The following is a 14,463-nucleotide window of genomic DNA, read 5'->3' on the forward strand; positions in this document are numbered from 1 at the left end:
GGGCGTGCTTCCGGCTGGGTGAAGCGGCTCCGGCAAGGGGGCATCCTGCCGGAGCGATCAGTCGGGTCTGCCTGCCTATTGGCTGCGGGCCACGAGCTCCTTGGCGAACCCGTCGAGTTCGTCGAGGCCATCCTTGATATCGGTACGAGTGCCGGTGATCAGCTCTTCGAGGATGATGCCCCAGCGGTCGCCAAGATCGGGCCATTGCGGGTTCTGCCAGAAGTTGACGGCGGTCACCTTGCCGGTGTCGGCAAGCGCCTGGCCGAGATCCGGACCGTAGAGTTCGGCGAATTTCTTGCTGGTCATGATGCTGGTGCGATTGAGTTCGCTGAACTGATTGGCCTCCAGCCGCCGGTTCTCATTTTCCTTCGACGTCGCCCAGGCGATGAACAGGCCGGCGCAGGCCTTGGACGCCTCGTCCTTGTTGGCCTTGGCACCGATCGCCAGGCCGTGACCGTAGCCGCCTCCCGTCAGCGGTGCCGGCGGTGGCAGATAGCCGACCTTGCCGGCGACCTTCGACGACTTCGGATCGATCGCCATGCCGACAAGCGGGGTGGATTCGATCAGCATCGCCACCTGGCCCGACGTGAAGGCGCCAACGGCCTCGTCCCAACCGCCGGTCTGACTGCCGGGCGCGGAGTATTTGAACAGCTCGAGATAGGTTTCGGTGGCCTTGATCGCCTGCTCGCCGTCAAACGCCGGCGTCTTGCCGTCGAACCAGTTGCCGCCGAAGCCTTTGAAGAAGGGCATCCAGCGCCAGACATTCGCGCCGGAGCCTCGCTGGCCGCGAAGGGCGGTGCCGTAGATGCCCTGGTCGGGTTGGTTGAGCTTCTTCACCGCGGCGATATATTCATCAAGCGTCTTCGGCGGTGTTATGCCTGCCGCTTCGAGCAGGTCCTTTCGGTAGACCATGAGGTCGCCGCCGCCGGTGATCGGGGCAAACCAGACCTTGCCGTCATAGGTCGCGACTTTCTGGCGACCCGGATCGAAGTCGGCGTAATCATAGTCCGCGGGATAGTAGTCCAAAAGCGGTGCGACCCAACCGGCCGAGGCAAACAGGGCGACGTTGGCTTCGTCGATGTAGTAGACGTTGTACTTGCCGATCGTCGAAGCGTCGGCCTTCGTCTTGGCGCGGCGATCGTTTTCATTGAGGTAGTCGATCTCGAACGACGCGCCGCCGCTGAGCTTCTCGAACTCGGCCTTGTAGTCCTCGAGCAATGTAAGGCCGTCGCGCGGCTGTGCGAGCACCTTGATCGTATCAGAGCATTCGGCGGCAAGTGCAACGGTTGATGCCGTGCTGGAAAGAAGGCATGCGAAGGCGATGCTCGAAACGAGCTTTCTGGCTTTTCTCATGTGATGGACCTCCCCAAGGTCGTAACGACACGCGCCGGAAACTCCTCAGATCGGGCGCATGTCTCTTTGATAGCGAACCGTTTCGCTGGCGGTCATCATAGGCGCTATCGGGAGGTGAACTAGCGCCCGCGATGCGCCTGTTCTGTACTTTAATGCGGATTATGGTCCGGATTTGCGCTCCACACGCCATCGTTCGAGCATTGGTTCATTGTTCGCGGACGCGTGCGGCCGTGAGGATCTCAACTGCGCGAGGTGCGGCGCTGTCCCGTCAGGCGACGGTAGGCCGAGGGTGTCATCCGGTGGTGGCGCAGGAAGGTGCGGTTGAAATTGGAGATGTTGAGATAACCGACTTCAAAGCAGATGTCGGTAATCGGCATGTCGCTTTCTGCAAGCAGCTTGCAGGCCTGCCAGATCCTCAGCTTGTTGACGTGGTCGGTAAAGCTGTTGCCGGTGTTCTTCTTGAAGAACCGCGAGAAGGCCGTGTCGCTCATGCCGGCCGCGGACGCCACGTCGTTCAGGTGGATGTCGGTGGCGATGTTCTCGTAGATATAGGCCAGAGACCGACGGAGCACATCGAGCGATTCCGCGTCCAGTTTCGGCGCGAATTCGGGCGACGACAAGACCTCGTGTTCCCCACTGTTGACGAGCAGATCCAGAAGCTGAACGAAAAGCGAAAGCCGTGACAGCCCTTTCACCTCGCCCATCCGCTCGATCAGTTCGCCACCCCTTGCGCGTGCCTCGCCATGAAAGACGAGGCCGCGCTCGGCCCGGGTGAAAAAATCCTCGAGCTGTGCGAATTCGGGCAAGGCGCCGGTGATCTGCCGGATCCGATCCGGATGGAACTGGATGACGATATCGCGCCCCTCGATGATCTCACCCGGCGCCGTTGCCGTAACCCAGTCATGCGGCAGGTTGCTGCCGATAACGGTCAGGTATCCCGGCGAGAACTCGCCGATGTGGTCGCCGACGAAGGCCATGCCGGTGGACTTGCGCAGCAGATGGATCTCGATCTCGGGATGGAAGTTCCAGACGTTGCGCTCCCACGGGTAATCGTCGAGGCGCCAGAGAAACGTCTCGTTGACGTCGGTAACGATATGCTCGAAGGTCGGGGAATTCGCCGCCATGGATGCTGACTTCGCGCTCAGTGCGGCCTTGGGCGAAGCAGATTTCCGCTTTGCTCCGGCGTTCATGTCATCGCTCCGATCGGCTCATCGCGCTTCGCAAGCGTCCTCCGCCCGTTCCGTCTTCCTCGTCTGAAGAAGCGATAAGATATCTTCCTTTTCGAGTCGAGACGCGCCGCGCCCGTGAGAAAGGGTGGCCGGACTGCGCCTGGCGCGTCATCGCCCGGCGCACTGGCGCTATCGAAGGCTCAGGCCTTCCGTTGTACCCACGGCGGGATTTCGCGTTGGGGCCAAAGCGTCGACTTCGCTCAAGGCGACACGGATCGCTTCGCTCAGTTCCTCTCCAGTGACCGGTTTGTGCAGAATACGAACGCTGCTTGCGCTGACTTCCTTGAGACGTGATGGCGAGGTGTCGCCCGTCACGATGATTGACGGAACACGCCGACCGATATGGGCGTAAAGGCTTTCGATCGCTTCCAAACCGTTGGCGCCATGCTCGAGGCGGTAGTCGGCAACGACAAGATCGATCGGCGCGTCGCCCGCGCTCAGGGCTTCGGCGTGAGTGCTCAGCACCTCGCCAACGGATCGACCGGCATAGACGCGATGGCCTTCCAGGGTGAGCAGCCCGGTCATGGCGTCGAGCACGTCCTTCTCGTCTTCCACCAGCATGATGCCCGCGGCAATGCCGGCTGCAGGCAAGGACCGGGAGAGTTGCAGCGGAGACGTTATCGGACGGGCTTTCGGAACGGTGATCGAGAACATGGAGCCGCGTCCGGGAACGGAAACCAGTCTCAAGGGGTGTTGCAGCAGTTCCGCAGTGCGGCGAACGATGGCAAGACCCAGACCCAGGCCCTGTGTGCGGTCCCTTGCCGGGTTCTGCAATTGTACGAACTCCTCGAAGACCATCGCCTGCTGATCCGCCGGGATGCCGCAGCCCGTATCCCACACCTGGATTTCGACCGAGTTGCCGCGTCTGCGGCAACCAAGCAGGATGCTGCCCGTTTTCGTGTAGCGGAAGGCGTTCGACAACAGGTTGTTCAGGATCCGCCGGAGCATCATGGGGTCGCTGTCGACCAGAAGGTCGCTGCCGACGACCCGTAATTGCACGCCGCGATCGGTTGCGTCGGCGGTGAACTCATCGCGCAAATCGCGAAAGAGATCGCGCAAGGCCACCGTCTCGTTGGCAATGGTGACGATGCCGGCGTCAAGACGGGAGATATCGAGCAGCGCGTTCAGCAGTCCGCCGAGATTGCCGACCGCGGATTTCGCCCTGGCTGCCAGATCGCGAGCGTCGCCGGAGGCGACGTTTCCGCGCTGCCCCAATATGGCAAGTGTGGAGACGAGCAGGCTCAACGCATGGATAGGCTGGCGCAGATCGTGGCTGGCCGCTGCCAGAAAGCGCGTCTTGGCGCGGTCCGCCGCCTGTGCCCGATCGCGTTCCTCCTGCAAGTTGCCGACGAGGCTTTCGTTTTCCAGTCGCAGGCTGACGGTTTCACGCAGCATCCGATAGGTTATGCGGCAGTAGTAGAAATTGATTGCCACAAGCGACGCGAGCAGGAACAGGAAAGCGCCGGAAATATCGCTGTCCGTGGTAATGCAGCGCACGGCAATTGGCAGAACCGTCACCAGAATAGAGCCGATAAGCGCGGGCGGAAAAGCGGAGAGAGAAGGGACGGTGCCGCAGACGAGGCCAGTCAGCACGATGACCGTGAAGGAGAGAACGATTGGTTCGTCCGGAAGGAACCCGACCCAGCCGAGCGTGCCCCACAGCAGGCCGGATATCCAGGTGAATGCTGCTGCGAGCCAGGCCCATCGCATGATGGACCGGGGGTCCCTTGCGCGGCTGAAGAACCGTCGGGAGGCCAGGACACGGAGGATGATGAGCAGGTAAAGCGCGCCAACCCATCCAGCCAGCCAACTCACCGATACCGCATGCCGAAGGACGGACACGGCGGCGAGAGAAATGACGATGTTGGAGATGACCACGCCATAGGAGTTGCGATACAAAAGCTCGATCAGAGCCTGGCGGATCTTGTCTTCGTGCATTGGCCTCTCCAAACACCGGAGGCACGTCATGCGCCGGTCCGTCCCAGGCGGTTGGTCTATCGCAAAACTGTTTCCCAGAAGTTGCAGCAGCGGTCAGGCGAGAGTCGGACAGCGACGACATTCCGGGCGTCTACGCTCTGGATGGAGCGATGGGGATCGCCGAAGGACTCGGCGCCAATGTTCCGATTGTAGCGCCAGGAACCCGACGCTAAACGGTCGCGCGATTGGCTCACTCCGGAAGCCCGGCCTTTCGGTATCCCTCCACGAAATGCTCAAGCGTCGCAGCATCGCGAAATGGCTCGGTCGCGGCCCAGTGGCGGGTCGTGAAATGCGGATTGCCGACAAGGAAAAGTTCGGCTTCCGTGCGCGCCTCGTCGAGCCGGCCCAATTGAGCAAGGCTTGCGGCGAGGAAACGGCGTGAGCTTGTCCGGTAGGTCTCGTCCCTGCGCAGCGTCTCTATCGCAGCTTCATATCTGCGGGCCGCATACAGCGCCTGTCCGAGCGTCAGATAGTACCAGCTTGCCGGGTATGGGTTCAGCCGGAAAGCCTTGCCTATGTGCTCGATACCTTCCTCGATTCGGCCGGCCAGGATGGTGATGTCGGATAATGCCGCCCAGGTGTCGGCCTCGTTCGGGTCGAGCTCGATCGCCTTGGCGAATTCCCGATCGGCCTCGGCGAAATTGCGCTCATAGGCAAGTAGGTAAGCCAGGATCCAACGACAGCCGGCATCGTTGGGGTCGATCGCCACAGCCTTGCGCGCCAGCCCCAGAGCAGCGATACGGCCAGCGTCGGTGGGGCCGTCGGAATGGACCCAGCCCATCCAGTGGTTCATGGCCAGCCAGCGGTAGGCCTCGGCATAATCAGGATCGAGCGCAACCGCGCGCGTGAGCATCAGATGCGCTTCCTGTGCTGCCTGCGGTGCATCATCCATCAGCTTGCGCGCCCGCACGCAGAGATCGTAGGCCTCAAGGTTTTTGGGCCGGTTGCGCGCGGGCGGTGTGCGCAGCTGGCCGAGCAGGGCTTGCACGATCTTGCCAGTGACCTCGTCCTGAACGGCGAAGATATCTTTGACGTCGCGGTCGAAGCGCTCCGCCCATAGATGATCGCCACTCGTCGCGTCGACCAGCTGGGCGTTGATGCGTACGCGTCCTTCGGCACGTCTTGCGCTGCCTTCCAGCAGGTAGCGCACGCCGAGGTCGTCGGCGATCGCGCGCACGTCCATCACCTTCTTCTTGTAGGCGAAGGAGGAGTTGCGGGCGATGACGAACAGGCCGGAGATCCTCGACAGGTCCGTGATCAGGTCTTCGGTCAACCCGTCCGCGAAGCTTTCCTGCTCGGGGTCATTGCTGAGATTGACGAAAGGCAGCACGGCTATCGATGGTTTGTCGGGCACCGGCAAAGGCAGACGCTTGGCATCGCCGCGCTCATCGATGGCCCCTGTGAAGCGATAGCCGACGCGCGCAATCGTGGCGATCCATTCACCGCCATCAGCGGTCGGACCAAGCGCCTTGCGCAGTTGAGAAATCTGGACGGTAAGGTTGCCTTCCTCGACGGCCATGCCTGGCCACGCCGCGTCCATCAGCTCGGCCTTTCCAATGACTTCGCCGGGTCGTGCAACGAGTGCTGCAAGCAGCCTTAGGGCGCGGTAACCGACAGCGACGGGCTCTGCGTTCCGAAAGAGCGTTCCCGCACCCGGATCAAGCACGAATGGACCAAAGACGACCCGCGATCCCTGCATACGGCGCATCTATAGCGCGTTTGGAAGTTTTTGGAACTCTTTGGGAGCGCTTAATGACGGCGCTGATCGGGGACTGCAGAATTGAGCCTCTTCCAGCTCGGGTCATCGGACCCTCAAGCCCCCATGGAGGTTGCCATGACCGATACGCCCACTCTCGGCTCAGCCGCATACCAAGGCGCACAGCCCGAACTGCACGGGGAGCCTGCCGACCGGTCGCATCGCCTCTCCATTGTTCGGGGGCTGCGCCGACTGGTTGCGCGATGGCGTGCACGAGACCGCTTTTGTTCTGAACTCGAGCAAAAGTTGGACGGAGATCCGCACCTGATCGATGACATCGGCCTGTCGAGACGGCAGATCCAGGAGGAGCTCGACAGGCCCTTCTGGCAAGTGCTGTAAGGCGAATGCCGCAATGGCCAGGGATCGCCAGTTTCCGCCTGCCGAGGTGATGAGCCGTCACCCGCAGCGGTCGATATCACTGCCGGAAGACCGGATCCCCTGGGCCGCGATGGCGGGCATCATCGCGACCGTCACGGTATTCGCCGTGGCGCAGGGGCTGACCTATCCGCTGCTCAGCTTCATCCTTGAACGGCAGGAAACGACGCCGGGGCTGATTGGCTTGTCGGCGGCGATGACGCCGCTGGGTTTCATCGTCTCGGCGCCCTTCCTCCCGGCGCTGGCGCGGCGCGTGGGCGCAGCAAGGCTCGCGATCCTGTGCTCGCTGCTGGCGGCGCTCGCCCTGTTCGCAATTGCCTGGCAACAGGACGTCTGGGCATGGATGCCTTTGCGCTTCCTGCTCGGCATCTTCGCCAATCCACTCTACGTGACCAGCGAAACCTGGCTGGTGTCGATCACGCCCGCGTCCAGCCGGGGGCGCATCATGGGCCTTTACTCCTCGATCGTTTCGGGCGGCTTCGCCATGGGCCCTTTGACCCTCGGGCTGGTCGGGACGCAGGTTTGGCCACCCTTCGTCGTCGGCATGCTGGCCTTTATCGCCTGCGGTCTGATCGTGCTTGCGGTCGTGCCGCGGTTGCCTGACATGCCGCATGACGGCGAGGCGCCCTCGGTCGGCGGCTTCTTCGCGCAGGCGCCGCTGTTGTTGTTCGCGGTTCTCGTCGCAGCCGCCTTCGAGCAGGTCGTGCTTTCCCTGTTTGCGGTCTACGGCGCCGCGCTCGGCAGTGCCGAGGGGCGGGTTGCTTCGCTCATCACCTGTTTCATCGCCGGCAATGCCGTGCTGCAGGTTTTGCTCGGCCGCGCTGCCGAGACTTTCGGTTCGATGCGAACCATGCTGCTCTGCGCGCTCTTTTCGCTGCTCGGCTGCCTGTTGCTGCCGTGGTTCTTGACCTCGTGGCTCATCTGGCCGCTCGTTTTCGCCTGGGGCGGGGTCTCGTTCGGGATCTATACCATGGCGCTGATCCGGCTCGGTGAGCGCTTCCGCGGCCAGGCCCTGATTGCCGGCAACGCGGCCTTCGCGGTCGCATGGGGCATCGGCGGCATCGTGGGCTCTCCGACGACCGGACTGGCGATGCAACTGATCGGACCTCAGGGGCTGCCATTGTCCCTCGGTGCGCTGTGCTCTTTACTGGCGGTGTTTCTGATCACTCAGGGACAGCGCCTCTAGTCGATGGGCTTGCCTCGTGCGGTCAACGACATGCCGGGCCTCGGGCGCGGGGCATGTCTGTTGACTATCTCCCAATTCGAGCGGCGGTTTGCCGTGCCCTACCCCCATTACGTTTGGCAACTGCGGGCATCGACAGGCAGCACCTTGGCTTCGCCATTGGCATGGCGCAGCGTGAAATGGTCGAAATTGGCGATCGACGCGCAGGAGTGGTTGGGGAAGACCCGCACCCGGCTTCCGAGTGCCAAGGGACGTCCCGAGAAGGGAACGAAGCCATGCTCTTCGGAAAGGCGCTCGAGCGTCCACGAGCCGGTTTCGCCATCGTCCTCGGCGCTGACGACGGTGCCGAAGCCGGCGCCGCCCATGCCGTGTGCCCCGCGATCGGAGCTCATTGATTTCGAGCCGGCGTCGATGATGAAGTGAGTGTCGTTGGAGGCAACGACGCGGGCAACGACGGAGAGCGCCAGATCGTCTGCGGTGCAGATGCCGAGCCTGAGCGCCGTGCCGTCGAGGAAGACGTAGTTTCCAGGTCGGATGCAATCGACCTCTGAAGGAAGCGGCGCCCCCAGACAGGTCGGTGTCGCGCCGACGGAGAGGCACTCGACGGCAATGCCGCGGTCGCGAAGCCGCCCGGCGAGACCGGCGAGGTCTGCCGCTTCATCAAGCGCGACCTTGGCGAGACTTTGCGGGCTTGCGGCAGCGTAGGAATGGCCAGCATGCGAGAGCAGCCCGGCAAAGCGCAGACCGTCGGCGGCCGCGATCCGGGCGCAGAGTTCGAGTGCTGCCGGATCGTGAGGCTTGAGACCGACACGGCCGAGGCCGACATCGACCTTGAGGAAGACGCCGATTTCGACGCCGTGATGCCTGGCGGCTTCAGCCAGCGCATCGACACCCGTTCCGCTTGCCGCAATCGTCCGCAGTTCCGTGCCGCGCGCCTTTACCGCGGGCAGCAGGCGGTCGAGCGACTGCGCCTTGACGATGGGATAGGCCAGGATGATCGAGGGGATTCCGGCTTCGGCAAAGACCAGCGCCTCGCTCGGCTTGGATGCGGTGATGCCGCGTGCGCCAAGCGCCAGCTGCTGTCGCGCGATATGGACGCTCTTGTGCGTCTTTACATGCGGGAACATCGAGACGCCGGCGGCGGTGGCGCGTTGCTGCATGGCCCTCATGTTGCGCGCGAGGCGCGCCTCGTCGACTTCGATATAGGGCGTCGGTCGCTCCGCGGCCGATGGACGCCAGAAGCCCGAGGCCTTCGGGTCGGTTGAACCATTGTCAATGTCGGCAGTCGCGCTGCCGGCGGCAGGCGCAGCCGCCACCGTCACTTCGGAAGTGGTCATCTTGGAGTGCTCTGATTTGAAAAGGGAATTGCCGGGCGTCAGCCCGTTGCGACCTGCCTTACGAAATGGGTCGATGAAATCTGATGCATCGGCAGTTCACGGGGCACGAAGTCCGGGGCGCGCACGGCGCTGGGGATTTCGTCGGACATCGGCTGGCGGCCCTCCGGGCGGCGTGTGGGGTCGGCGATCGGCACGGTCGACAGGAGTTTGCGAGTGTAAGGATGTTGGGGATTGCCGAACACCGAGCGGCGGTCGCCGATCTCGACAATCTCGCCCAGATACATCACCGCGACACGGTGGGCGATACGCTCGACCACGGCCATGTCGTGGCTGATGAAAAGAAGCGCGATCTGCATTTCGCGCTGGAGATCCATAAGCAGGTTGATCACTTGTGCCTGGATCGTCACGTCGAGCGAGGCGACGGCCTCGTCGGCGACGATCAGGCGTGGGCTGAGCGCAAGCGCGCGGGCGATGCAGATGCGCTGGCGCTGGCCGCCGGAAAATGCGTGCGGATAACGCTCGAGATGCTCGGGCGACAGTTCGACCTTGGCCAGAAGCTCGGCGGCGCGGGCGCGCATCATGTCGGTCGAGCCCAGCTTGTGAACCCGCATCGGGTCCATCAGCGATTGCTCGATGGTCATGCGCGGGTTGAGGGAGGAGAACGGATCTTGAAAAACCATCTGGGCGTCGCGCCGGAACCGCGCGAGCACGGCGCGCGGTGCACCGATCAATTCGGTGCCGTCAAAGCGGATCGAGCCCGAGCGCGGCCGGTCGAGCTGCATGATCGAGCGGGCGACGGTCGACTTGCCACAGCCGGATTCGCCGACCAGCGCCAGCGTCTCACCGGGAAAGATGTCGAAGGAGACGTTCTCCACCGCATGCACGCGGCCGGAGACATGGCCGAACAGTCCGGCCTTGAGATCGAAGCGCGTGACCAGGTTGCGCACCGAGACGAGCGGCTGGCGGGTTTCCTTCATCGGTGCGGACGCGTTCATTCTGTCACCTCTGCGAGCGCACGCTCCGGTTCGAACACCAGCAACGGGAATTTCTCCGGCGCGTCCTTGTCCGCCATGCTGCCAAGGCGTGGCACGGCGGAAATCAGGGCGCGGGTGTAGGCATGTTTCGGCTGGGCAAAGATGTCGTAGACCGAACCGGTTTCGACGATCTCGCCCTTGAGCATGACGCAGACGCGGTCGGCGACCTCGGCAACCACGCCCATATCATGGGTGATGAACAGCACCGACATGCCGATCTCGTGCTGCAGGGCGCGCACCAGATCGAGGATCTGCGCCTGGATCGTCACATCGAGCGCGGTCGTCGGCTCATCGAGGATCATCAGCGACGGGCGACAGGCAAGGGCAATGGCGATCATCACGCGCTGGCGCATGCCGCCGGAGAGCTGGTGGGGATACTGGTCGAGGCGGCGTTCCGCGTCGGGTACACGAACCAGCTTCAGGGTGTTGAGCGCGATCTGGCGTGCCTGTTCCGGCGTCTTGTCCTGGTGGTGGATCACCGCCTCGGCAATCTGGTCACCGACCGTGAAGACCGGGTTCAGGCTCGACATCGGATCCTGGAACACGATCGAGATATCAGCGCCGCGAAGCGCTTCGATCCGCTTGTCCGAGAGCTTGGCGAGGTCGGCGACCTTGCCGTCCTTCAGGCGCATCAGCACCCGCCCGCCGGTAATGCTTGCGCCGTCATATTCGGTCAGCCGCATGATCGTCATCGCCGTCACCGACTTGCCCGACCCGGATTCTCCGACCAGCGCCACGGTCTCGCCGCGGGCGATCTGGAAGGAGACACCGCGGACCGCGCGCAGCTGCGCCTTGGTGCCGGCAGCAAAGGAGACTTCGAGGTCTTCCACGGAAAGGATGACATCCTCGGGCAGTTCAGGCGTTGCGGATTTCGACAGGAGCATCAGCACAGGGACCCGATTTCGAGGGGACGTTGTGTCATCAGGTCTCGCAACGAGGTCGCATCCTGTCAATACGGGTGAGGGAGGCGGTTGCGGTGTTCGACCGCGTCGCTGCAACTGCTCAATCTGATCCGGTGGGCCGGTTGCGCCGGCAAAATCGAGTAAAATCAATGTGTCACGATTGTGGCAGGCAAAACTATGCGCGTTGCGCATTGTATCGCCTGTCTTCGCATATCGCACCGCACACGCATTTTTGCACGGTACGATGCCTCAGGCCGCGTCGATGACGGCGTCGAAACTGTTCTTGTACTGGGGCAGGGCGGCGCATTGCTTGAGGTGCTGCCAAAGGGCATCGCTGTCATGGCTTCCGGAGCCGGCGCGGCGGAAGATGCGGATCTCCAGTTCCAGCGACATCTGCTGCCCGCCGATCTGGGCGAGGCGCCCCTGCCGCATCGCCTCCGCGACGCAGATCTGCGGCAGCCAGGCGACGCCGCGACCGGCGACGGCCATGTGTTTCAGGCCGTCGGCAAGGCCGGACTGGTAGACGGTGCTGAGGTTGAGCGGGCGGCGCCAGCGCGATTGGATCAGCGTCGCCAACTTGCCAATGTAGCCGTCGCTCCAGGAATAGGCGAGGTAAGGGATTTCCGTGGTTTCCGGTCCGTCGATGTCGAACAGCGGGCGGCCGCTGTCGTCGGTTCCCGAGACGAGAATGAGCCGATCCTTGCCGATTTGCAGGGACTCGAAGGGGCCGCCTTCCAGCACGGGAGGCCCGTCCGGGTGGACGTAAGTGATGGCGAAATCGCACTGGCCCGAACACAGGTGGTCGATGCTTTCGAGGAAGTCGGCGGCGTGCATGCTGGTGCGAAGCGGCAGACGCGAGATCAGCGGCGAGCCGATCCATTTCGGGAAGAAGTACATCGCCAGCGTATGCAGCGAGGTGAAAGTCAGCATGGCCGAGCTTTCGCCGGCGACATTTCGGCAGTCGGTGCGCAGCCTGTAGGCTTCGCGCACGAGCCGCTGGCAGCCTGGCAGGAACATCGTGCCTGCCCGCGTCAACTGTACCGGATAGGTACTGCGGTCGATCAGGTCGGCGCCGATCCAGTTCTCCAGCGATTTGATGCGCCGGCTGAACGCCGGTTGGGAAATGTTGCGCGCGGTCGCTGCCGTCGAGAAATTTCTGGTCGCGGCAATTTCCAGAAAATCTTCAAGCCATTGCAGTTCCATGCCGGACCTCATGCGTGTTTTGCATAGTCTATCCTAACTACACATTGGACAGACCCGCAAGCGCTCTTCTAGCCTCCCCTGCAACGAGAAGAAAACTTCCGCCTCCACCAAATGGGAACAACGATGAAACGCACCTTAGCCCTAGCCCTCTGCCTGGGGCTCGGCATCGCGGCTGCGCCCGCTATGGCCGAGACCAAGAACCCCGGCACTTTCGTCTTCATGTGGACCGACGACATCCAGTCGTTCGATCCGGCCTATATCGCCAACACGCCGAGCTCCTACGGCTCGCTCAACATCTACAGCCGGTTGCTGAACTTCAACGGCTCGAAGATATCCGAGTTCGTGCCGTCGCTTTCGACCGAGGTGCCCTCGCTCGAAAACGGCCTGATCAAGCAGGCCGACGATGGCTCGGTGAGCTATACCTTCCCGATCCGCAAGGGCGTCTTTGCCCATAAGGTCGGCGTCAAGGGTGCCGACGGCAAGGTCACCTGGGAGTACTACGACAAGCTGACAGACGCCCAGAAGGCGACGATCGAGCCGGGTTATGGCCAGATCACGCCTGAAGACGTGCGCTATTCGCTGCTGCGCGCCATTCTGCAAGGCCAGTCGTGGATGTCGAACGCGATCACCGAGGTGATCACCGCCGGCAAGTACACCGACATCGCCAAGTGGGTCGAAACCGAAGGCGAAGTCAAATCCATCAATGACGCCAGCCCCGAGGTTTTGCGCAAGGTCTATGACCAGCTCGCCTCGCAGATCGTCGTCGACGGCGACAATGTCACGCTGAAACTGCCGAAGTCGTTTCCGGCTACGCTCGGCGTCATCGCGCTGCCCTTCGGCACCTCGGTTCTCGACAAGGAATGGGTCGCTTCGGTCGGCGGCTGGGATGGTTCTGGCGATACCTGGAAAGCCCATTACCGCCCGGAACTCGGCGCCAATCCGCTGTTTGCCGAAGAAAACGGCACCGGCCCCTTCATGCTCGAGGAATGGGATCGCACCGACCGGCGCATCACGCTGAAGCGCTTCGACAACTACTTCCTGGGGCCGGCCAAGCTCGATCGCGTGGTCATGCGCACCGTTCCGGAATGGACGACGCGGCGCCTGCAACTTCTGTCCGGTGATGCCGATTTCGTCACTGCACCCGTCGAGTTCATCGACGAGCTCAGCAAGACCGAAGGCGTGAAGGTCATCGACGGCTTGCAGAAGGTGTTTTCACGCGGCGTCTTCTTCGCCTGGCCGCTCGACGACAACGACAATCCAGCCATCGGCAGCGGCAAGCTCGACGGCGCCGGCATTCCGCCGGACTTCTTCGCCGACATCGACGTCCGCAAGGGCTTCAACTACGCCCAGAACTACGATGCGCTCTTGACCCAGGTGCTGCTCAACAAGACCGTGCAGTCGCGCGGGCCGACCGTGCGCGGCATCATGGGCTACCGCCCGGATTCTCCTGTCTACAGCTACGATCCCGCCAAGGCCGAGGAACACTTCAAAAAGGCGTTCGGCGGCAAGCTCTGGGATACCGGCTTTGCCTTCACCGCCTACGTGACCGAAGGCAATCCGCAGCTGACGGCGGCACTCTCCGCACTTCAGCAAGGCCTGTCGCGCATCAATCCGAAGTTCAAGATGCAGATCCAGGCGCTGCCATGGGCCTCCGTCTCGGACAAGCTCAACAACCGCGAAAAGCCGGCAGCACCCCTGACGGTGATGGGCTGGGGTCCTGACTATTCCGACCCGGGTGGTCCGCTCGGTGCAGCCAGCTACTACCTCTCGCCCACGGGTCTCGTCGGCGGCATGGTTGGCCAGGGCTACCGCGACCTGATGGCGGAAAAGTTCAAGCCGCTGCTCGACGAAGCCTGGGCCTCGGTCGATCCCGCCGTGCGCGAGCCGATCTACGCCAAGCTGCAGGAAATGTCCTACGAATACGCCACCACCCAGTTCCTCTGGGAAGACTTCGGCTACGTCGTCACCCGCAGCAACATCGATGGTTATGTCGACAACATGATCCTCTACGGCGCCTGGGACTTCTACCCGGTCACCAAGGCCAACGACTGATTGGCGATCGGCATGTCGGGCGAGAATCCGCTCGACATGCCTTTTCTTCATTTTCCCTGAAA

At 62.8% G+C, this 14,463-nt stretch carries 9 protein-coding genes and 1 pseudogene; 3 read left to right on the forward strand and 7 right to left on the reverse strand.

The features are described from left to right. Positions 1–75 precede the first annotated feature (75 nt). The 4 genes from AC07UR_RS19065 to AC07UR_RS19080 all read right to left on the reverse strand — a co-directional run bounded on the left by AC07UR_RS19065 (position 76) and on the right by AC07UR_RS19080 (position 6,267). Positions 76–1,353: an ABC transporter substrate-binding protein gene (locus tag AC07UR_RS19065; protein WP_209789137.1), complete on the reverse strand. Its 1,278-nt coding sequence runs from the start codon at positions 1,351–1,353 to the stop codon at positions 76–78. Positions 1,354–1,592: 239 nt separating this feature from the next. After that, positions 1,593–2,477, reverse strand: a complete 885-nt coding sequence (locus tag AC07UR_RS19070; protein WP_209789139.1) for an AraC family transcriptional regulator — start codon at positions 2,475–2,477, stop codon at positions 1,593–1,595. Positions 2,478–2,711: 234 nt separating this feature from the next. Then, on the reverse strand, positions 2,712–4,520 hold the full coding sequence (locus tag AC07UR_RS19075; RefSeq protein WP_209789142.1) for an ATP-binding protein: 1,809 nt from the start codon (positions 4,518–4,520) through the stop codon (positions 2,712–2,714). Between the two features lie 229 nt (positions 4,521–4,749). After that, positions 4,750–6,267, reverse strand: coding sequence for a winged helix-turn-helix domain-containing tetratricopeptide repeat protein (locus tag AC07UR_RS19080; RefSeq protein WP_209789144.1), 1,518 nt, complete (start codon positions 6,265–6,267; stop codon positions 4,750–4,752). A gap of 126 nt (positions 6,268–6,393) precedes the next feature. On the opposite strand from AC07UR_RS19080, the gene AC07UR_RS19085 reads away from it, so the two are divergent. Together AC07UR_RS19085 and AC07UR_RS19090 are read left to right on the forward strand one after the other, a co-directional pair. Then, a complete protein-coding gene (locus AC07UR_RS19085; protein WP_234941665.1) occupies positions 6,394–6,654 on the forward strand; it encodes a DUF1127 domain-containing protein in 261 nt (86 codons plus the stop codon). A 49-nt stretch (positions 6,655–6,703) separates the two neighbouring features. Beyond that, the gene (locus tag AC07UR_RS19090) at positions 6,704–7,876 is read left to right on the forward strand and encodes an MFS transporter (RefSeq protein WP_234941716.1); all 1,173 of its coding nucleotides are present in this window, start codon (positions 6,704–6,706) and stop codon (positions 7,874–7,876) included. Positions 7,877–7,983: 107 nt separating this feature from the next. On the opposite strand, the gene AC07UR_RS19095 is transcribed toward AC07UR_RS19090, so the two are convergent. The 3 genes and pseudogenes from AC07UR_RS19095 to AC07UR_RS19105 form a co-directional block, all read right to left on the reverse strand. Continuing rightward, positions 7,984–9,210, reverse strand: coding sequence for an alanine racemase (locus AC07UR_RS19095; RefSeq protein ID WP_209789148.1), 1,227 nt, complete (start codon positions 9,208–9,210; stop codon positions 7,984–7,986). A 38-nt stretch (positions 9,211–9,248) separates the two neighbouring features. Continuing rightward, positions 9,249–11,128: pseudogene (locus tag AC07UR_RS19100) on the reverse strand (ABC transporter ATP-binding protein). A gap of 267 nt (positions 11,129–11,395) precedes the next feature. Next, positions 11,396–12,349, reverse strand: a complete 954-nt coding sequence (locus AC07UR_RS19105; RefSeq protein WP_173421408.1) for a LysR family transcriptional regulator — start codon at positions 12,347–12,349, stop codon at positions 11,396–11,398. A gap of 123 nt (positions 12,350–12,472) precedes the next feature. Here AC07UR_RS19105 and AC07UR_RS19110 point away from each other — a divergent pair, with 123 nt between their 5' ends. Further along, on the forward strand, positions 12,473–14,401 hold the full coding sequence (locus tag AC07UR_RS19110; RefSeq protein WP_209789152.1) for an ABC transporter substrate-binding protein: 1,929 nt from the start codon (positions 12,473–12,475) through the stop codon (positions 14,399–14,401). Positions 14,402–14,463 lie beyond the last annotated feature (62 nt).

Source organism: Ensifer sp. GW821-FHT05G01, assembly GCF_059419585.1.

Coding starts and splice junctions, on each gene's coding strand:
- AC07UR_RS19070 (WP_209789139.1), bottom strand. CDS start 2,477: ATGGCGGCGAATTCCCCGACCTTCGAGCATATCGTTACCGACGTCAAC.
- AC07UR_RS19080 (WP_209789144.1), bottom strand. CDS start 6,267: ATGCGCCGTATGCAGGGATCGCGGGTCGTCTTTGGTCCATTCGTGCTT.
- AC07UR_RS19095 (WP_209789148.1), bottom strand. CDS start 9,210: ATGACCACTTCCGAAGTGACGGTGGCGGCTGCGCCTGCCGCCGGCAGC.
- AC07UR_RS19090 (WP_234941716.1), top strand. CDS start 6,704: ATGAGCCGTCACCCGCAGCGGTCGATATCACTGCCGGAAGACCGGATC.
- AC07UR_RS19065 (WP_209789137.1), bottom strand. CDS start 1,353: ATGAGAAAAGCCAGAAAGCTCGTTTCGAGCATCGCCTTCGCATGCCTT.
- AC07UR_RS19105 (WP_173421408.1), bottom strand. CDS start 12,349: ATGGAACTGCAATGGCTTGAAGATTTTCTGGAAATTGCCGCGACCAGA.
- AC07UR_RS19085 (WP_234941665.1), top strand. CDS start 6,394: ATGACCGATACGCCCACTCTCGGCTCAGCCGCATACCAAGGCGCACAG.
- AC07UR_RS19110 (WP_209789152.1), top strand. CDS start 12,473: ATGAAACGCACCTTAGCCCTAGCCCTCTGCCTGGGGCTCGGCATCGCG.
- AC07UR_RS19075 (WP_209789142.1), bottom strand. CDS start 4,520: ATGCACGAAGACAAGATCCGCCAGGCTCTGATCGAGCTTTTGTATCGC.